Here is an 18994-nt window from a genome sequence, read left to right as displayed (position 1 = left end):
TTAGTCGCAGGTTCCAAGAATTAAGGATTATATATGTTAGAGAAATTAATAGAACGGGCCAATGTTGTTATCGAAGCGCTGCCGTATTTGTTAAAGTTCAAGGACAAGATCATTGTCATTAAGTACGGCGGGGCGGCGATGGAAAACAGCGAGTTAAAAGACGAGGTCATCCGTGACGTCGTCTTCCTGAAGATGGTCGGGATGCACCCGGTCCTTGTCCACGGGGGCGGGCCGGAGATCAACCGCTTCCTCAAGAAGAAAGGGATCGAGCCGAAATTCATCGGCGGCTACCGCGTGACCGACAAAGAGACGATGAAAGTCGTCGTGAAAGTTCTGGGCGAAAAGATCAACCAGGAGATCGTCTCCATGATCAAGAAGGCCGGGGGCCAGTCGAAAGGGTTTTACGGGAAGAAAGGCGAAGTGATCAAAGCCTTCAAGTATTGGAAGAAAGACGCCGAAGGGAACAAGCTTGATCTCGGGTTTACCGGTCAGGTAGGCGGGATCAGGTACCGCTATCTCTTAAAGTGGATCAAGCTTGGTTATATCCCGGTCCTCTCCTCGATCGGTGTTGGCAAGGGCGGCAAGCAGTACAATATCAACGCCGATAAGGCGGCCGCCGCGATCGCCGCTTACCTCAAAGCGGAAAAGATGATCATGATGACCGACGTCCGCGGGGTCCTCGACCCGACGGGGAAACTGATCTCCGAAGTTAACACCTATAAAGCCGACAAGATGATCAAGAACGGCTCGATCTCCGGTGGGATGATCCCCAAGATCAAATCGTGCCTCTACGCGGTCCGCAAAGGGGTCCATACCGCCCACATAATCGACGGCCGCGTCCGCCACGCCCTTCTCCTTGAGCTCTTTACCGATCACGGTATTGGGACGATGGTGAAGAAATAATGGTCCAACTTAACGAATACTTCAACGGCAAAGTTAAATCCTTAACGGTCAACTTAAAGGCGGGAAAACAGACGATTGGCGTGATGGAACCGGGCGAGTATGAGTTTGGGACCGGTTCTAAAGAAGTGATGCATGTCGTCAGCGGCGCTCTGACCGTTATGCTCCCCGATAGTCAATACTGGCAGGTTTTTGAGACCGGTTCGGTCTTTCAAGTCCCCGCTAATTCGAAGTTCCAGCTGAAAGTCGCCGTCGATACCGCCTACCTCTGCGAGTATCTCTAAAGTCCTCTGAAATATGCACTGCCCCGCGGGTTGATCGATTCAACGCCGATATCGTACCAATTAAGGGCGGGGACTTCCGTAACTTTCGGGACGATCCGCACAAAGAGCCCGATCATCGGCGGCGGGTTCGTCTTGAACAAGCCGACATTGTCGACCATCCCCCGGATATAAGCGAATGATCTGACGCAATCGTACAAAACCAGCGACGTTGGCGGCCGGCCGAAGAGCCGCTGGTGATTCAATTCGAAATATTTTGCCAGGGCATATTCCGGACAGCAGGAGTGTTGGTAGGCTGTTCGTTGTTCAAAGGGCCATTGGTATTGAGGGAGCAGGTTCCGGTTGTTGGCAAAGCCATTGGCCGCTTTTTCGATCAGATCGTGGAGGATGTCGCCGGTCAGGTGAACAATCTGTGAAGTCGGACGGGAAAGCGGCCGGCGGCCGGATTTCAGCTGTCGGCAAAAATAAGTTTTTCCTGTGCCGGAGAGTCCGTCAACAATGACCAGCAGCCGATCGTGCGGAAAAGCCCGGATCGTCTTATCGATCACTTCCCCGGCCTCCTTTTCATTCAAGCCGGTAAAAGTCGCGCCGAGCGTGATCGGCGACATCGGCTTGATCGCTCTTCGCGGCTGGCTCGGTGTTCTGGTTTCTATTTTAGGCGCCACGGCTATACTTCTTCGGTTTTGAAGAATTATTTCAGTAAAAAATGATAAGCCGCCCCCTGATAACCTATTGATGAGCCTTGTCGCTTAGAGTATAATCCACGCGAGAAGGGCAAAAAGATGGATCGAAAAGTTTATATTAAAGGAACCTTAATCAGCGGATTAATCGTCCTGGCGCTCGGCGGTTGGCTTTTGCATCTCCGGGTCCATCCACCCTTAAATGAAGGGTATAACCTGGTCCCTTTTATCGCTGGTTTGATCAGCGTTGTTCTGGTCCCCCTGCTTTTTTATTTCCGGTCGACTTTTGCCTACGCTTTTGTCCTCAATGGCTTTATGGTCATTCTTGGGACGATAACGATGACCCATTTTTCGATCGTTCATTTCAGCGGGCCGCTGACCTTAAACAGTTTGCTTTTTAATACGCTCCTGCCGGACATTGCCATTTTGTGGGGGAACTTCGCTTTCGGCCGAGCCATTTTCGACCTTGAATTGCTGAATACCGCGGCCGATCCGATGCCTAAGGGGCGCTATTTTAGATATCCGAACAATGGCTGGTGGTTGGTCCACCTGTTTGGTTGGGCGGTTGTCTACGCCTTGGGGAATATATTATGGAAGTGAAGTATGCATAGATTTATGCTTTTTAAGCCTGGCTGGTGGATTTTACACATTATCGCGATCGGCTTCGTCTTCTGGCTAGGCCACGCGATCAGATTTTAGGGCTTTCTCCAGACGTTCGATAACCTTCTTTTTTCCCAGCAATTCCACCACGTCATACATCGGCGGAGTTTCCGAGCGGCCGGAGAGGGCGAGACGGCAGGGGTGGATGACGACGCCGAGTTTCACGTTCATCTCCGTCGCGATCCCTTTGAAAAGCGGTTCGATCGTTTCCTTGGTGAAAGGTTCGAGCGCGGCAAGCTTTTCTTTCAGCGCGGTCAAAATAGGCTTCGCTAACTCCGTTTTGAAGTGCTTCTCCACTCCCTTGGGGTCGTATTGGAAGTCGTCCTTGAAAAAATATTCCGACAGCGCGACGATGTCGGGGAAAAGGACCAGCCGGTCCTGGAAGAGTTTCACGACATTGGCAAGATAAGCCAGGTCCTGATGGCCGTAAGCGGCGATTAACATTGGTTCACAGAGGTCAAAGAGCCGTTCCGGCATCATCTTTCGGATATACTGGCCGTTGAGCCAGTTGAGCTTGTCCATGTCGAAGACCGCCGGATTTTTCCCGACCCCTTCGAGCGAAAACTTCTCGATCAGCTCCTGGCGGCTAAAAACCTCTTCGTCGCCGTAGCCCCAGCCGAGCCGGGCGATGTAGTTGATCATCGCTTCGGGGAGGTAGCCGATCTTATCGTATTCGATGACCGAGGTCGCGCCGTGGCGCTTACTAAGCCGGGCTTTGTCTTTCCCCAGGATCATCGGAATGTGGGCAAACTGCGGCAAGCCCCAGCCAAAGGCCTGGTAGAGAAGGATCTGGCGCGGGGTGTTGGATAAGTGGTCGTCGCCGCGGATCACGTGGGTGATCTCCATCAGGTGGTCGTCGACCACGCAGGCGAAGTTATAAGTCGGGAAGCCGTCCGATTTGAGAATCACGAAATCGTCGAGGACCTCGTTTTGGAAGGTGACCGGACCGCGGATCAGGTCGTTGACGACGGTCTTGCCGACCGCCGGGAGGAGAAAGCGGACGACTTTCGGACAGCCGCTCGCTAGTTTCTCTTTGATTTCGGCGTCGGAGAGCTTCCGGCAGGAGCCGTCATACCTTGGCGCCTCTTTCCTGGCCTCCGCCTCTTGCCTTTTTTGGGCCAGCTCTTGAGGGGAGCAGAAGCAATAGTAGGCTTTCCCTTCGTCGACCAGCTTTTGGATCTGCTGGCGATGAATTTCAACCCGTTCGGTCTGAAAGTAGGGGCCGAATGAGCCGCCGACCTTGGGCCCTTCGTCCCAATCGAGGCCAAGCCATTCCAGGCCGTCAAAGATCGCTTTGTTCGATTCCAGAGTAGAGCGTTCCCGGTCGGTATCTTCGATCCGGAGGATAAATTTCCCCTTCATGTGCCTGGCAAAGAGCCAGTTGAACAAAGCGGTTCGGGCTCCGCCAATGTGGAGGGCGCCGGTCGGTGACGGGGCAAAACGTACTCTAACCATGATTAATTAGTATACCACGACTTCTTTAGACGGTACCACGTAGGTAATCTCTTCGGGATAATACATATTTAGGCGGCTTTTGGCGATCTGGTCGATCGAATCGAGGTTTTCGATGATGGCGATCTTGGTTCCGAGTTCCCGGTTCCGGCTGATCAATTCCTGATGTCGGATCTTCAGATCGGTTACCTCGTATTTCAGCCGGATGTTCTGGGCGTTGAAGAATAGATGAATGCCGCAAAGCAGGAGAAAAAAGCCCAGCCCCATTAAGATCTGTTTGAATTTCACAGCTTCTCCGCCGCCCGGAGCTTGGCGCTGCGGGCCCGCGGGTTGACCGCTATTTCCGCCTCGCCCGCTAAAACCGGTTTCTTGGTCAGAACTTTCAGGGTTTCGCGCTGCTCCCGGATGAAATGCTTGACGATCCGGTCTTCCAGCGAATGGTAAGAGAGAATAACGAGCCGTCCGCCCGGTTTGAGCAGAAGATCGGCCGACTCCAGCGCGCGGGCGAGTTTTTCCAGTTCGCCGTTGACGGCGATCCGCAGCGCTTGAAAGATCCGGGTGACCGATTCCCGTTTCTTCCAGGAGTGGATCGACAATTCGACGATCTCTTTTAGCTGGCCGGTCGTTTCGATCGGTGTTTTTTCCCTGGTGTTGGCGATCCGTTTGGCGATTCGCCGGGAAAAGCGCTCTTCCCCGTAGTCGAAGAAGATCCGGGCCAGCTCTTCCGGCGCGTAATTGTTAATGATCCCCTTGGCTGATAAAGGTTGCCGCTGGTCCATCCGCATATCGAGCGGTCCATCGTGCTGGAGGCTGAACCCCCGACCCGGTTCGTCGATCTGATGGGAAGAGACCCCAAGGTCAAAGAGGATCCCGTCGACCGGTTGTTTAATGTATTGTTTCAAATTCGCAAAATTATCGTGGATATACTCGATGCCGGAATGCGCTTTCAAGGTTTCTTGCGCCGCGGCGATCGCGTTGCTATCTTGGTCGAAGGCGATTATTTTGACATTTGTCATTGGATATTGGTCATTTCGCAGTAACGCTGCGATGTGCCCCCCACCCCCCAGGGTGCAGTCGACGAAAGTCCCGTCCGGCGGGAGATTGAGATAAGCCAAGACCTCGCCCGGCATTACCGGTGTGTGTTGATATAGTGACCCTGCCATGGTACTATTATACACCATGAATTTAGACGATATTGTCTTTAACAAGCGTCAGGAAGTGGCCGCTCTCAAACTGACCTTCGACCTCGATAAAACCCTGAAAGCGATCGCCAAACTCCCCAAGCCCCACGACTTCAAAAAAGCCCTGAAAAGAAAAAAACTCGCCCTGATCGCCGAAGTTAAAAAAGCCTCTCCCTCGGCCGGCGTGATCCGGGAAGATTTTAACCCGGTCGCCCTGGCCAAGGAATACGAAGCGGCCGGCGCGGCGGCGATCTCGGTCCTGACCGATCAGAAATATTTCCAAGGGAAATTAGAATACCTTAAAGATATTCGGAAAAAAGCCGCCCTGCCGCTCCTGCGCAAGGATTTTATCGTCGACGAAGTCCAGATCTACGAAGCCCGCCTGGCCGGGGCGGACGCCGTTTTGCTCATTGTCCGGATCTTGACCGACGAAGAGCTCAAGCGCTTTCTGGCGCTGGCCAAAACGCTCCATCTGCAGGCGCTGGTCGAGGTCCATGATCTGGCGGAAGCCCAGCGGGCGATGAACGCGGGGGCCGAGATCGTCGGCATCAACAACCGCGACCTGGACGCTTTGACCGTTAACCTGCAGATCACCTATTATCTGCTGAAAACGCTCCCCCAATTAAAAAACCTGGTGGTCGTGTCGGAAAGCGGCATTAAGAGCGGCGTGGAAACCGCCAAACTGCACGCCGCCGGAGTCGACGCTGTTTTGGTCGGCGAAAGTTTGCTGGTCAGTTCGGAAATTAAAACTAAAGCGAAGGAGCTGATCGGCTAAATGACGGAGAAACTGCTTACCTTCTGCCTTGTTGGCCTGCTTGTATCCGCCGCTTTCGCGATGGGCGAGGTCCCCGAAGACAAAGAGATCATTATTCCGAAGATCGAGACTTCCCGCGAGTTCGGGCTTCCCGGTTCGGCCGAACGGCAATTCTTTTACCCTCAAGACGTCAAAATCCCTCTTTCCGGCGACCTGGAGACCGGCTTGTTCAGCCTTTTTGTGGCCGATACCGGGAATAACCGGGTCCAGCGGCTCGACAACGACGGCGGTTTCATCTACCAGTTTGGTTCCTTTGGCCTGAACCGCGGCGCGCTTAATTCTCCGGTCAGTGTCGCGGTCGACTTTAACTTCCGCGTCTACGTCAGCGAGCGGGACAACAACCGGGTTTCGGTCTTTGATATCCGGGGGAACTACCTCCGTGAAGTGGCGACCGGCGAGGTCGGCTTCCGGACCCTGCAGTACCCGGCCGGGATCGAAGTTGACCAGTGGGGGGGACTTTATGTCGCCGATTCCGGCAATGACCGGATCTTGAAGTTTGACGACCAGGGCCGGTTCTCCGGTCAGGTCGGGGGATTTGGGGTTGGGCTCGGTTTTTTAAGCCGGCCGATGGACGTGGCGGTCGATAAAGAACGTTACCTTTATGTCGCCGACTACGGGAACCACCGGATCCAGAAATATGATTTTGACGGCCGGCCGATCCTCTCTTTCGGCCAAATGGGCCGGGGGCCGGGCGATCTTTTTAATCCCCAGGGAGTGGCGGTTGACGACAACTTTGTGTATGTTTCCGATACCGGCAACAACCGGATCTGCCTCTTCACCAAGAACGGCAAGCATCTTCTCTCCTTTGGGCAGAAAGGTTTCGGCAAAGGGGAATTCAATGGGCCGCTCGGTTTATCTCTCGGCCGGAAAGGGCTGCTCTATGTCGCCGACAGCGGCAACCATCGGATAGTCGAGCTTAAGATCAATTAAGATGTGCGTCTTTTGTAAAATAATTAAGAAAGAGATCCCGGCCAAGATCGTCTATGAAGACGATAAACTTTTGGCCTTCAGCGACGTTGCCCCGCAAGCGCCGGTCCATATCCTCATTGTCCCCAGGGAACACGCCAAATTCGTGGAAGAACTAAAAGACCAAACGGTCGTCGGCTTGGCTTACCGGCTGGCGGCCAAATTAGCGAAGGATAACGGGGTCTTCGAGAGCGGTTTTCGGGTCGTGGTCAATCATGGGCCGGCGGCGGGACAAGCCGTCGATCATGTTCATTTTCATCTGCTTGGCGGCCGAGATTTCGCCTGGCCGCCGGGTTAGAAGCGGTAGCCGGTCGTGATCCCGATCCCCATGGCGGTCGAGAAGCCGACTTTGACCTGCCAGTCGCCGATGTTCTCTCCCCCGTAAAGACCGATGCCGGTCGCGGTTCCTTCGACCGCCCCCTGAATTCCCGGGACATTGCCGACCCGCTTGGAATAATTGGCCATGGCCACGGTCGTCTCCACAAAAGTATCGGCTCCGGTATTGAACAAGGCCCCAATCCCCAGCGCGGTCAGGGAGTAGTCCCCGCCGTAACCGTAGCCAACGTTCATCATCAGGTTGAAATTCGGGGTTGGGAAGAAGAGGTATTCGCCGCCGATATAAATAGTCGAAGCGACCCACCCGAACTGCGGCATAATTAGCCTTTTTTGGTGCGGCGGCGGAGCGGGGGCGAGCCTGACCGGTATCGTTTCCGGCGATGGAGCGACGCTGACCCAGCTTCTGAAAGTTTCGGCCGATACGGCCGGCGCGGGCGTGATTTCGACCGGAGTGGGCGGCGGAGCTTGCAGGATTTTGAGCCGCGCCTTGTATGCCAGCATCTTGTCGGCGATCTGTTTCTTTTGCCAGGCGCTTTTGGCTTTGCCGTAAGATTTGTTCAACCTGGTCAGCTCTTTTTTTATGGCGGCGATTTTGTCGGTATCGGCCGCAAAGACCGGAACGATCAGTCCCGACAAAAGCAGGATAACGAGCGAAAACAGAAGGCTTTTTTTCATTTTTCTCCTTAAATGATCAGGGAATATCCCCCCAGGGCGTTAAAGCCGAGGGCGGAGCTGTAACCGATCGAGAAATGGAGCCGGTCCCAATTTTTACCGGCGAAGAGGCCGAGCCCGCTGGCGTCCTTGTCGGCGTAATTGGCGATGTCGAGCGCGGCTCCGGCAAAAAAATTGTTGGCCAGGTCGATCAGTCCCCCGGCTTTGAAGGTGAACGAGGAGTTAGCGCGCCGGAAGCCGTAACCGCCGCCGATCAAAAAGTTCAGCTTACCGGCGAGCCGTTGCTGGTAATTTAGACCGAGCAAGAATGTTTCGTTCCCGGCGCCGGCCGCCGGGATCAGGTAACGCCGGGGCGGGGGTGGTGGTTTTTTCAGGACCTCAATGATCGGGCGTTTTTTGCCGACGGCTTTCGGGCGGGTGGTTTTTTTGACCGGGGTCTTGAGTTTTTTCCCGTCGGTCGGAAAGACGGGGTGGACAGTCGTTCGCCGCATGCCGGCCGGGCCGTTGAATTTGATCCGGCTGTAATAGCGGCGCTTTTTTTGGGCGGCCGCCGCCGGTTCGGCGCAGGCCAAGGCAAAGATTATCAGTAGTAATAAGGCGATCAGCTTTTTCACGGAGATAAAATCCCTCCGGAAATAATCATAAATTATCCCAAGAGGATGTCAAGGTCTGGTTTCGCTGGCGGCGTGTGCTAAAATTAGGGGATCAAAATAACGGAGGCGCGATTATGGTTTTTGGTAATTTAGGTAAAATGGCGGAGATGATCAAACAGGCCAACGAGATCAAGAAAGAGATGCAGCGGGCCCGTTACGAAGGGGAAGCCGGCGGCGTGAAAGTTGTCGTGAACGGCGAAATGGATATTTTGGAGATCAAGATCCAGCCCGATCTGGCGATCAATAAGATCGAGCATGCGGTCAAAGAGGCGGTCAACAAGACAATGCACACCGCCAAGCAGGACATGGCGAAAAGAATGTCCAAAATGACCGGTGGACTCTCCCTGCCGGGAATGTAAGATGCTCCTAACCGTTAGGGTCGTTCCCAACGCCAAGAAGGAGCGGTTGGTGACTGAAGGAGGGCGGGTGAAAGTTTACCTCAACGCCCCGCCGGTTGAAGGGAAAGCCAACGCCGCCCTGATCGATTTTCTGGCCGAACACTACGCGGTGAAGCGGAGCGCCGTCCGGATCGTCCGCGGCGAGACCAGCCGCACAAAAGTCGTCGAGATCAAATGAGACTATTGCTGCTGCTTTTATGCGTGGTTATGGCCGGCAGCGGGGCTGCCGGTGGTCCCCGCTTTTTCGGCGGTTTTGATCTAGGAGCTGGCCTGCTCAATTATCAGGAGCATGTTCCCGATTTTAATAATCCGTCGACTGGGACGACCGGCCGGATTGATTCCGATGCTTCGCCCCTGACTTATGCCCTGCGCGGCCGGATCGAAATGTACTGGAACAACTCGATCGTCGGGTTCCGCTCTCTTTTCCCGGTTTACGCCTCGGTCGTGACCGAGCGCTGGGCTTTTAACGGCGCGCTATTCCAGACCAACGATTTGTCCTACATTTTTTCCGTCTTTGATTTTTACGGCGGTTACTCTTTTTCCCCCCGGCTGGAAATCTTATCCGGGCTGTCGCTTTCCAAAGCGGAGCAGACCCGGGAGAATTTTTACGTCAACGGCGTTCGCCAGAGTACCGGCCGCTCGGTTGAGACGATCATCTCCCAAAACTTTTTTGTCGAGGTCAGAGGGAACCAAGGGAGCCGACCCGTTTGGTTCGGTTACTCCGCCGGGGCCCTTTACCCGGTCAATGTCGCAACGACTAACACCTCTTTGCCGGCGTTTAATTTTACTTCGCCCGGCTATTCGTTTTACGGCAAGGGATCGTTTTATTACTCCCTGGCGGACGAATGGCTTTGTGAGGCGAGCCTGGGGTACCGCTTCCTTCATTACGATGGTTCCCCCTGGATCACTTCCGGAACAGATACCGCGAAATGGCCGACCAATGACACCTCCGAATTGACCGCGACCCTCGGCTGGGTCTATTCCTACTAACCGCTTCCTCTTGTGACTGACGAGAAGTCGACGTATTACCCCTGTTAAATTGTGGCAATAAAATTGCTAATCCCTTGTAAAGGGGGTGGTTAGAGGAGAAGCAGTTCCATGGTTAAAAGAATATTTTGGAGGAAAAGACAATGAGAATTATTTCGATGTTAATGCTTATAGTGTTGATGGCTTGTTCAGTTTCGGCGGAAATCTTAATGACTGCGGATCCAATTGGTCAGGGTAAATACTCGGTCAATGGCGTTTATTTCAAGGATACTAAGATTAATACTGCCGGTGTAGGGGATCTGTCTACTTACGGGGTTAATCTTGGTTACGGTTTGACCGATCAGCTTGACCTTTATTTAAATTTGGCTAGCGCGAATGTGGGTGGGCTGGCTGGAATATCGCTTGGTTTTACTTCCTACGGCCTGTCGGCCCAATATTTAATAGCCAAAGCGGGCGACGATTTCCCGGTTGATCTTGCCGGAAAAGTAGGTATTAGGTCGGTTACTGTTACCGCCAATGTGCCAATTTCGGGGGGGAATATTTCACAATATTTAGCTGGCCTGGAAGTCAGCAAAAAGCTTGGTTTGTTTACTCCCTACTTTGCTTTGGGGTATCTCCAGTCACAGGCAACGGGAAATGACCCAACGAACCAAGTTAGCTTAACGCTGGGGAGCGCCTATGCTTGGGCCTCTAATAGTTCAGTGATGCTTGAATATACCCAAAACACAATCTCGGCTGGTTCCCAGAGCTACACTAGTCCCCAGTTTGGTGGCGGCGTTTCCTTTATCCTCTAGTTGAATAAGCGGGGCTTCAGTTACTGCTGGAGCCCCGCTTTGTTATTTAGTATGACGAGAAGTCGACACCAAATCACCCATAGAACAGTGACGAATAGTCGTCATATGTTTGATTAATACTAATATATTTACCATAAATATAACTAATAATAAGCATTAGTTGATTTGGCAATAAAATTGCTTTAATTGACATGAGATTACAAGGAGGGCTATATATGAAAAAGTTGTTTGTGTTTATTTTTTGCTTCTTGATTGTGGGGGCTTCTTTTGCAGTTGAGAAGCCAGCAGTTTTAGTTTTGGACCAATCAGGACAGGATAACCTTGAAGCGCAGAAAGTTATCAATAAGATAACGGAAAAAGTGCTTAATTCCAGTCGTTTTGGCGTTTATCAGAAGGAACAAATCGCCGCCGCGCAGAGAGAGGCTGGTTTTCCTCCAATAATGGGTAGTGATGGTTACGACTATCAAAAGTTAAGCGAGTTAATGGATTTGCAAGCGATTATTTTATGCAAGGTTAATAAAAATGTCCGCGAAATAACGAAGAAGGAAAGCGGCGGAAATAGTTCAAGCTCATTATGGATGTATGGGTTTATTTTTCCTCCGCTTTTTTTGCTGGCTAATTCCGGCGAAAAAACTTATACCGTTAATGTCAACGAATATTTCGTTTCCCTAAAAATGATCGATGCCGCGACCCAAAAAGTAATCGCTCAAGAAAGTTTTTCTGGTTCCGACTTGAGTAAACTGGACCAAGCAATCGAGGAGTTGTATTTAGCCTTGCTGCGTAATTATCAAGTTGAAGGCTCTATTGTTAGCCAGGAAAAAGAATTGATTTACGTCGATCTTGGCAAGGGATCGGGAATCGCCCGTGGCGATATTGTCGATGTTTATCGCCCAGGTCTGTCGCTTAGCGATGAGACTATTGCGACGCCAAAAGAAAAGTATGGTGAGTTGGAAGTTATTGAAGTGTCAGAAGATTCATCCGTTTGCCGGCTCGTGTCCTACCGGACAGTTGGGTCGGTGAGAAAAGGTGATATTGTTAAGATCATTCCTTTGGGGAGTCTTTCGGTTGTGGATCAAGCCAGGCGCCAGCCAAAAGAAGCGACGCGTCCATTGGGAATGGGGGAAGCGTTTATAGGCGAAGCGGTTGGTCCGGAATTAATAAAATATAATCCGGCCGGGTTGGGACAAGTGGCTGATTCGGAGCTGGCCCTTGGCTGGGAGTTGAAATATAGCCGCGCCAGCTTATCAATTCCCAACGCTAATCTTGGTTATCCTGGCCTAAGGAATATTTACGGCAACTTTGTTGAAAATCCTCTCTGTCCCAGCGACTTTAGTGTTATTGTCCCGACCGACCGCGGCGGGCTTGGCTTGAATGTTAAGGTCGATAATACCAGAATTAAGAACGAACTATTTCAATATGATAACGGTGGAATGAAGGTCGGTCTTTACGCCGGAACGGCGATCCACCCTAAGGTTATGGTTGGCTTTGGCTTGATTTACACCGACCAATGGATTGGGATACACAACGGTAATAGTTACGAATTTAGGGGGAGTGGGCTGGCCGGACAAATTGGAATCTTAGGGCGCCCGACTGAGAACTTAGGGTTGGGTGGCAGGATCGATATCCCTGCGAAAATCAATGGAAAGTTGGTTGCCTCCTCTGCCTCCCCGACCAGTCAGGATTTTTCTTATACCGATCAGGCCAGTTTAGGCTTGGGAGTTTCGTACAAGTTGTTTAACCGGTTAGTCTTGAATCTTGATTTGTTGGATTATTGCAACGCTTCTCTTTACGACGTGAGGCTTGGGGCCGAGTTAAAGTTTTCTGACAATATAACTTTTCGCTTAGGCTCGGGTAACCGTTTTACCCGTTTACCGAATCTCGCGGCCGACCCAAATTATCCCAATGGAGCCAACTTTAGAACGAACACTTACAGTGCCGGGGTTGGGTTGGCGGTTGGTTCGTTGACTTTTGATCTGGCCGGAGAATATGAAGTTTTAAGAGAAGGGAATTTTATCCTTTACCCTGATTTTGCCGCCGGCTCGCCGGTTAGAACGCTCCTGACCGGATATAAGGACGCGAGGATAAAATTTAGCACGGGGGTGAAGTTTTAATGAAAAAATTAATTTGTCTGGCTCTGTTCCTTGTCCCGGTGGCGATTGTTGGCTGCGGGACCACCACCAGTAACACTGCGGCGCCGGCAATTCAAAGCGTAGTAGCATCCCCGCAAGCGGTCGCTCCCGGCGGTTACGTCAGGGTTAATTTAAGCGCGAGTGACGAACAAGGGAATATTTTAAGCTATAAGATCGGATCTGGCGCCAGCCATCTGTATGCAAACGGTGCCTCTGCCATCGTCCAGGCACAGGCAAGCAGCGGCCTGCAAGATATTGATATTTTTGTCGGTAACGGACGACTCGATGCGCGGGCGAAAACAACGATCCAAGTGAACAGTTCTTTGCCAGCTTCGACCCTTCGGTCTGGCCGGGTGACTTTGCCGCTTAATAAAAGTTTCGATTTTTTCTCCGGTACGGTTAAGGACCAATATTATGGCGACGTTGATTATCTGGAAAGATACTATTACGGCGCCTCACTGGCCTTTAATGGTAACCATAACGGTGGGACCACCGCTTCTTTTGATGGCGGGCTTGTTAACCTGACTTATTTTGACAGCCAAATTACCGAACTTAGTCAGGTCTGTGAAAAATACACTGGGGATTATTACAGTGGGAGCGTGCCGGCGGAAGGCCAAAGATATGACGAATCTACCCTTAGAAAGGGGGATATTTACTGTTTTATTTTAATTAATTCCGGCAACAGTTGTTTTGGCAAATTAAGGATTGAGGAGCTTAATAATTCAGAAATAGTTTTCGATTACGTTGTTCAAACGGCTCCTAATGAGCCAAGGTTTTATGATGTTGATCCGGCAGCTTCAACTCCTGTGCCGACCAGGGAAGTGTTGAGCAGTTTTACCGATGATGCTGAAAGTGGCGTTGGCAAATGGCTAAGTAATGGGTTTGCCGTTACGACGGTGAGAGCGGCCAGCGGGACGCACAGCTTTTATTCCGGCCGCGGAGATGACCTAAACAATAGTTTGACCATGGTCAGCCCGGTCCTTATAACCGTCGGGGAAAAGTTGATTTTTCAGACTTATTACAAAACGGAGTCCTCGTATGATTATCTTTATGTTCAGGCGTCAATCGATGGGGCAACGTGGACGACATTGGCCAGCTATGACGGCACTAATTTGAGCTGGTCAAGAAAGGAGCTATTGTTAAACGATTATGCTGGCCAGACGATCTATATTAGGTTCAAATACGCGACCGATTCCAGTGTTGATTATGAGGGGGTATATATCGATGATATTTCAATTGAGTAGATTTGTCCTTTTGTTTTTGGTCTTAATGAGTTCAAGTGTACACGCTCTGGAAGGGATTGGCTCTTTAACGATTACTTCAGAATCGGGGGTGGTGCCGGTCTTTCTAGACGCGGTAGCGGTCGGCAAAACCCCGATCAGCTTGGCACAAGTGAGAGCCGGCTGGCATCAGGTGGCGGCGAAAAAGGGGGATCAACAATATTTTTCGATGATGATTGAGGTTATGGCTAGCCAAGAAGTGGTTATCTCGATTCCGGCAAATCAACAAACGGTTGCTCCTTCAAATGAACCGGTTGAGTTGTCTCCGACTATTTTGCCCCGTGCTGTTTCCGGATTAAACTTACAGGTTGGCTATTCTTCTTCTAGCTACAATAATGAAACAAATTATGATTATGGTTCCAATTCAGGCTGGCAGGTTGGTCTTGGCTATGACTATCAATTATTTGCCTTGAGGTCAAGAGTATCCGCAAGTTATTTGTTTGGGACGACGGGGGGTGCTATCCCGGTGACCTTAGACTTACTTTTTGACCAGGATGAAGGGCGCTATTTTGGCATGGGAGTTGGGGCTTATTTTACTTCGTTAGCGGGAGGACTGGCAACAGGTTGGCGGGCATTGGCTGGCTTTGGTTCTCCTAGCAGTGCTAATCCTTGGACCTTTGAGATCGTTGATGACTATTTTCATTCTCAAACTACTTCCTTTTTTACGATTTCTCTTAATTTTAGGTATCATTTTATTACATAAAATATTAGAAACACTGAATTAAATGATGTGACGAAATCTCGCCATCTTACAAGAAAAATCGATTGCAATTTCTGGCCCGAAACAGGCGATAATACAGAGTAGTAAAAATATAAAAAATGTTTAAAAAATTACTTGTCTTAATTTGTGCTTTATTAATAATTGCTCTCCCCGCTCGAGCCGCGGAAGTCATTAAGGCCTCGCCCAATTATTTGGTTATTCTGGTGCATGGGATAAACGATGATCATAAAATATTTACTGGCGAGAAAGATGTCTTTGTTTTAACTAAGGATAAAATTGGGGATTTTAAAAAGTGGCTTGAAGATAACGTTGGTCTGGAGGGATATGTTTATGCTTATGACTTTAGTGAAAATCATGGAAAGCTTGAAAAAAATGGGATGGGAGGTGGGGGATAGAAGCTATTCAAATCCTGCCATAAATATGACGAATAAATGTTGGCTTGATAAAGCGCGGAATGATTTTATTGCTAATAATCCTGGCAAGCCAATTCCATCGAAATATATTTTAATTGGGCACTCGATGGGCGGGACTTCAAATAATGTCCACCGGGTCTCCCTTTCCGGGATGTGGTAGCTTCCCGTTTTATGGTGAAATAACTTCAAGGAAATGACGATAAAGTAACGCATGTCTAGAACAATCAAGATCGTCTTTTTTTCCTTGTTGCTGATCGGGGGGGCAAATGCCCTTGTACCGCTGGAAGACGCCATTTATACCAACGACTATTATATTAGTTTTTATCCAACCTATCCGTTGATTGCCGGAGAAAAGATCACTATTCGTTTGCGGACATTTTCCTTTGCTTCCAAAGTGACCCTCTACTCCGACCGGAGCGTCGCGATCCCCATGACCTACCGGGAGGGCTACTGGTGGGGTAAATTTCAGCTCCCGGACGACTATCAGCTTGGCTGGCATTATTTTCACGTCTGGATGCGGCAACAGAAGAACTGGCCGGCCCGCGACTATCCGGTCTGGTCCCGTTCGCGGGTCTGGTATCGGTTAATGGCGCGGCCCCTCAAAAGGGCCGATCGTTCACCGATTACCAGGGAATCGATCCCGCCGGAAGCGGCCTGGGGGAACGAACAGCCGGGCTTAACCGTGACCGGAGAAGCGTTTGAATTGGCCACTCTCCGTCAGGAAAACATCCCGCTTATCGTTAAAGGGGCGAAGAGTTTGAGCTTTACCTCCCGCAGTTTGGAGGGGAGTCGGGATGGTTATTCGACCGGCTTGTCCCGGGAAGAGTCGCTCCGCTTAAGCGTCGCCGGGCGGGCCGACGAGACCGAGATCGAAGCAAACCTGATCAGCACCAGCGTCGCCGGCAGCAACCAGAACTATCAGCGGGACGATAAAGTTTCGATCCTGGTCAAACGAGCCAGCACCGAAGCCTACTTCGGCGATTTTACCGCCGAGTTGAACGAGACCGAATTCGCTCGGTTAAACAAAGTCCTTTCCGGGGTTAGGCTCAAGGGAAAATATGGCTTATGGAACGCGACCGCTCTTTATTCCTCTCCCAAAGGCCAATCGCGCTTGATCCGTTTTTATGGCGACGGGACCCAGGGGCCGTACCGGTTGGGAGCGGCGCAAAAAGTGGTGGTCAACTCGGAGCGGATCGTTGTTGACGGCGGAACGCAGCGGCGGGGGGACGATTACACGATCGATTATGACGCCGGGACCGTGACCTTTAAGCGGCGGACAATTTTGTCGACTACGGTCGTGGAAGTCCATTTTGACGACGCCGAGTCGAACTACCAACACGTGACTTACGCTTTCCGACCGACCGTCAACTTAAGCCCTAACGCCAAGATCGGCGCGACCCTGATCAACGATGCCGACGGCCTGCAGGGGGTAACGTCGGTCACGACCGCGGAAACCTTGCCGCAAAGCCATTATGTGGTTGGAATCGACGGTTCGCTGATTACCGACTCCGGCGCCTACTGCGGCGAATTGGCTTATTCCGACCTCAATCCCGATCTTTACTCCGGAACGCTCCCTAGCCAACGGGGAAAAGCTTACAAGCTGGTTGTTAGCCAACAGCTGGGGTCGATCGGTTTGACCGGCGCGCTCAAGAAAATCGATCCGGAATTTACGGCGATCTCCGATCCGACGCCGAAGCAGGACCTCTGGCAGTATGGCGGCGGCTTAAGCTACCGGCCGAATTCCCTTTTTGGCGCCAGGGTCAAGACCGACTACCAGCGTTATCTCCAGGCGGGGACCAGTTACCTGACCGAACTGAACAGCGCGGGCGCCGGCTTGACTCCCGATCACTGGCCGTCGCTGGAATACGAGTATTCCCAAACCAGCGACAGCAACGACCCGGTCAGCGGCGATCCGATCAGCCGGGTCATTACCCGCAAAGCGGGGGAGAGCAATTGGCGGCTTGGTCCGCTTTCGACCAGTGTTAAGGCGGCGCGGGAAGAATGGGTGAAAAGTTCTCCGTCGCTGGAAGCGACCAATTACAACAAGGCGAACTTTGGCCTGGCGACCCTCGGGAACGATCGCTTCTCCATGACCTCCAACGTCGAGCTGGAAGACCGGGAAGAGCCGACCGGCGAGCGGCCGAATAAAAAACGGTACACCGTTAATTTGGCGGCGACTCCGAACCGGACCCTTTTTACTTCTCTCAATCTCGACCACAGCGACGATTCGGCCCTCGGCGTCACCGATGTCGCCGACCTGGCCTACCGGGCGGAAGCGTCGGAGCTTTTCCGGACCGACGGCAAATATTCGATCTCGTCGCTCACGGAAGATTATGCCACGACCGAAGCGGTCTCCAAACAAAGCGGATCATTCGCTTTTGATCTTCGGCCGAGCCGCCTCCTGCGGCTGAAATACACTTTTAAGCCGAATTTTACCAAACTCCTCCGGCTCGATCGGCTGACGTATTTTAACGAACAGTCGCAGGCGGAAGTTAACCTTGTCCCCAATAATTCGGCGTTGATCAGTCTCCTGCAAAAATACCGCCACGCTTATACCGTTTCCAAACAAGCGGGGCCGGATTATCGGATCAAGGAGAATACCGCCGATTCCGTCTCAACCCTCTACAGTTTGAAACTGGCGCCGCTTTCATACCTCTCGACGGAATTTAATTATCAGTTGGAGAACGGAGTGACCACGACCTTGACCAGCCTCGAAGCCCAGGCCTACCAGCCGGGAGAAAATTTCGGACGGCAGTTCGAAGCGATCGTTCGGACCTCGGTCTCGGAACGATTTTCGATCGACAGCCGCTACGCCTACCAGCGCGTTACCCAGGGAAACGGCGGCGACGGCGATAATGTCGTCAACACCGTCAGTCACTTCGCTTCGCTCAAAGGGCTGTATAACTATTCGCCGGAATGGAGCTTTAGCCTATCGGGGGGTTACAGTAAAAATGTTAATAATTTGACGACCAACCCGATCTCTTACACCGTTACCCCCGGCTTTGGCGTGATCTACCGCTATTTCGACCGCTTGCGGGTCGATTTTGATTGGCTCTACGCCAAGTCGTACCAGGGGCTGGAAACTGAACGGTATAATTATGCTCTGAAGGCCCGTTACTCGATCAGCGACTACGTCAACGCCTCCCTGCGCTTTGAACGTGAGACCAGCCCGGATTACAAAACGACCGAGCTGTCGGGGAACGTGGAGATCAATTTATAACCTGAAATTTTTCCGCTCATTTGGCGATATATATTCGTATGAACAAGCCGTTTTTACTGATCGCCTTAAGCCTGCTCTCTTTTGCCGCGTTTGGCTGCGGCGCTTCAAAGCCTGCCGCTTCCAATATCGTGATCGAAAATTTCGGCTACGTCACGATCGGCATCCATTGGTCGGAAGGGGTGCCGGCGACCAAGATCGCTATTAGCGCCGTGACCGCCGGCAAAGACCCGGTCTTCACCGAAATGGTTTACCCGCAGGCCGTTGCCACCCTGAAAGTCGTTTACGGCGCTAGTTACGACCTTTTCGCTTCGGCCAAGAACGCCGCCGGCCAGGTCCTGGCGGTCGCCGAGACCAAAGGGGTAGTTGTCACGGAAGAAGAGACCCCGCCGATCAGCTTCTTTTTCAAAAGCGTCGCCGAAACCGCCGACATTTGACGCTATGGTGTGTTAAAATAGCG

General features: G+C 51.7%; 22 protein-coding genes. 16 read left to right on the top strand and 6 right to left on the bottom strand.

The features are described 5' to 3' along the window. The first annotated feature begins 33 nt into the window (after positions 1–33). On the top strand, positions 34–903 hold the full coding sequence (gene argB, locus WC772_03875) for an acetylglutamate kinase (protein ID MFA6169892.1): 870 nt from the start codon (positions 34–36) through the stop codon (positions 901–903). Next, a complete protein-coding gene (locus tag WC772_03870) occupies positions 903–1184 on the top strand; it encodes a pyrimidine/purine nucleoside phosphorylase (GenBank protein MFA6169891.1) in 282 nt (93 codons plus the stop codon). Before argB ends, WC772_03870 begins: the two co-directional genes overlap by 1 nt. Here the strand turns inward: WC772_03870 and WC772_03865 are convergent. Beyond that, a complete protein-coding gene (locus tag WC772_03865) occupies positions 1181–1846 on the bottom strand; it encodes a hypothetical protein (GenBank protein ID MFA6169890.1) in 666 nt (221 codons plus the stop codon). The two genes, WC772_03870 and WC772_03865, sit on opposite strands and share 4 nt — an antisense overlap. 117 nt (positions 1847–1963) lie before the next feature. Here WC772_03865 and WC772_03860 point away from each other — a divergent pair, with 117 nt between their 5' ends. Then, entirely contained in the window at positions 1964–2461 is a 498-nt protein-coding gene (locus WC772_03860; GenBank protein ID MFA6169889.1) for a hypothetical protein, read from the top strand. A gap of 75 nt (positions 2462–2536) precedes the next feature. Here the strand turns inward: WC772_03860 and gltX are convergent, their stop codons facing one another. Genes gltX through rsmH form a run of 3 tightly spaced genes read right to left on the bottom strand, consistent with a single transcriptional unit; the run spans position 2537 to position 5136 of the window. Next, the gene (gltX, locus tag WC772_03855; protein ID MFA6169888.1) at positions 2537–3976 is read right to left on the bottom strand and encodes a glutamate--tRNA ligase; all 1440 of its coding nucleotides are present in this window, start codon (positions 3974–3976) and stop codon (positions 2537–2539) included. A gap of 6 nt (positions 3977–3982) precedes the next feature. Further along, positions 3983–4261 (bottom strand): septum formation initiator family protein, encoded by a 279-nt coding sequence (locus WC772_03850; GenBank protein ID MFA6169887.1) that lies wholly within the window; start codon positions 4259–4261, stop codon positions 3983–3985. After that, a complete protein-coding gene (rsmH, locus tag WC772_03845) occupies positions 4258–5136 on the bottom strand; it encodes a 16S rRNA (cytosine(1402)-N(4))-methyltransferase RsmH (protein MFA6169886.1) in 879 nt (292 codons plus the stop codon). Before rsmH ends, WC772_03850 begins: the two co-directional genes overlap by 4 nt. Between rsmH and trpC the strand changes: the two genes are divergently transcribed. Genes trpC through WC772_03830 form a run of 3 tightly spaced genes read left to right on the top strand, consistent with a single transcriptional unit; the run spans position 5135 to position 7232 of the window. Continuing rightward, entirely contained in the window at positions 5135–5929 is a 795-nt protein-coding gene (gene trpC, locus WC772_03840; GenBank protein ID MFA6169885.1) for an indole-3-glycerol phosphate synthase TrpC, read from the top strand. The genes rsmH and trpC overlap by 2 nt on opposite strands. Then, positions 5930–6898: an NHL repeat-containing protein gene (locus WC772_03835; protein ID MFA6169884.1), complete on the top strand. Its 969-nt coding sequence runs from the start codon at positions 5930–5932 to the stop codon at positions 6896–6898. It begins immediately after the preceding gene. 1 nt (position 6899) lies between these two features. After that, positions 6900–7232, top strand: a complete 333-nt coding sequence (locus WC772_03830; GenBank protein MFA6169883.1) for a histidine triad nucleotide-binding protein — start codon at positions 6900–6902, stop codon at positions 7230–7232. Here WC772_03830 and WC772_03825 read toward each other — a convergent pair. Next, on the bottom strand, positions 7229–7945 hold the full coding sequence (locus WC772_03825) for a hypothetical protein (GenBank protein ID MFA6169882.1): 717 nt from the start codon (positions 7943–7945) through the stop codon (positions 7229–7231). The two genes, WC772_03830 and WC772_03825, sit on opposite strands and share 4 nt — an antisense overlap. Positions 7946–7953: 8 nt before the next feature. Then, entirely contained in the window at positions 7954–8556 is a 603-nt protein-coding gene (locus tag WC772_03820; GenBank protein MFA6169881.1) for a hypothetical protein, read from the bottom strand. A gap of 113 nt (positions 8557–8669) precedes the next feature. Here WC772_03820 and WC772_03815 point away from each other — a divergent pair, with 113 nt between their 5' ends. The 10 genes from WC772_03815 (at position 8670) to WC772_03770 (ending at position 18971) form a co-directional block, all read left to right on the top strand. Continuing rightward, positions 8670–8954, top strand: coding sequence for a YbaB/EbfC family nucleoid-associated protein (locus tag WC772_03815; protein ID MFA6169880.1), 285 nt, complete (start codon positions 8670–8672; stop codon positions 8952–8954). A 1-nt stretch (position 8955) separates the two neighbouring features. Next, positions 8956–9171: a DUF167 domain-containing protein gene (locus WC772_03810; GenBank protein MFA6169879.1), complete on the top strand. Its 216-nt coding sequence runs from the start codon at positions 8956–8958 to the stop codon at positions 9169–9171. Continuing rightward, on the top strand, positions 9168–9983 hold the full coding sequence (locus WC772_03805) for a hypothetical protein (GenBank protein MFA6169878.1): 816 nt from the start codon (positions 9168–9170) through the stop codon (positions 9981–9983). Before WC772_03810 ends, WC772_03805 begins: the two co-directional genes overlap by 4 nt. Positions 9984–10123: 140 nt before the next feature. Continuing rightward, positions 10124–10774, top strand: a complete 651-nt coding sequence (locus tag WC772_03800) for a hypothetical protein (GenBank protein MFA6169877.1) — start codon at positions 10124–10126, stop codon at positions 10772–10774. 215 nt (positions 10775–10989) lie between these two features. Continuing rightward, complete coding sequence (locus tag WC772_03795; GenBank protein ID MFA6169876.1) at positions 10990–12885, top strand: hypothetical protein; 1896 nt, start codon at positions 10990–10992, stop codon at positions 12883–12885. Next, complete coding sequence (locus WC772_03790; protein MFA6169875.1) at positions 12885–14147, top strand: choice-of-anchor J domain-containing protein; 1263 nt, start codon at positions 12885–12887, stop codon at positions 14145–14147. Before WC772_03795 ends, WC772_03790 begins: the two co-directional genes overlap by 1 nt. Beyond that, a complete protein-coding gene (locus WC772_03785) occupies positions 14128–14886 on the top strand; it encodes a PEGA domain-containing protein (protein MFA6169874.1) in 759 nt (252 codons plus the stop codon). Before WC772_03790 ends, WC772_03785 begins: the two co-directional genes overlap by 20 nt. A 116-nt stretch (positions 14887–15002) precedes the next feature. Beyond that, complete coding sequence (locus tag WC772_03780) at positions 15003–15299, top strand: hypothetical protein (protein ID MFA6169873.1); 297 nt, start codon at positions 15003–15005, stop codon at positions 15297–15299. Positions 15300–15528: 229 nt separating this feature from the next. Then, positions 15529–18537: a hypothetical protein gene (locus WC772_03775; protein MFA6169872.1), complete on the top strand. Its 3009-nt coding sequence runs from the start codon at positions 15529–15531 to the stop codon at positions 18535–18537. Between the two features lie 38 nt (positions 18538–18575). Beyond that, entirely contained in the window at positions 18576–18971 is a 396-nt protein-coding gene (locus tag WC772_03770; GenBank protein ID MFA6169871.1) for a hypothetical protein, read from the top strand. Positions 18972–18994: the final 23 nt, after the last annotated feature.

The sequence above is a fragment of the Candidatus Margulisiibacteriota bacterium genome, from assembly GCA_041661965.1.
GTDB lineage: Bacteria > Margulisbacteria > WOR-1 > O2-12-FULL-45-9 > XYB2-FULL-48-7 > XYB2-FULL-45-9.
This window is presented reverse-complemented; position numbering and strand designations above follow the sequence as displayed.